This window comes from Pseudoalteromonas aliena (assembly GCF_038155085.1).
Classification (GTDB): Bacteria; Pseudomonadota; Gammaproteobacteria; order Enterobacterales; family Alteromonadaceae; genus Pseudoalteromonas; species Pseudoalteromonas aliena_A.
In genome coordinates, this window is sequence record NZ_JBAKAU010000060.1 from 1 (window position 1) to 265 (window position 265).

The window sequence follows — 265 nt, forward strand, 5'->3', positions numbered from 1 at the left end:
AATGAAAGACGATCAATCCATGTTTTTGATCATTAGTTGTGCTGTATTTAAAAAGTCTTTCATTTGCAGAGGGTTTAAATATTTCCACATTTGATCATTTATTTGCTGCTAAGACGCTAATAACTTATCAAACAATGTATTGCCTTGCTCAGTGAGAGACAAAATAAAACAACGTTTGTCGTGCTCGCTTGCTTGCTTATTAATAAGGATTAACGCAATAAGATCTTTAACTAGCCGTGCTATTTGTGCTTTATCGCGCTGTGTG

1 pseudogene is annotated in these 265 nt (G+C 34.7%); it reads right to left on the minus strand.

The features are described 5' to 3' along the window. Positions 1-12: 12 nt before the first annotated feature. Positions 13-265: pseudogene (locus tag V6260_RS18540) on the minus strand (transcriptional regulator, SarA/Rot family); the annotation flags it as partial.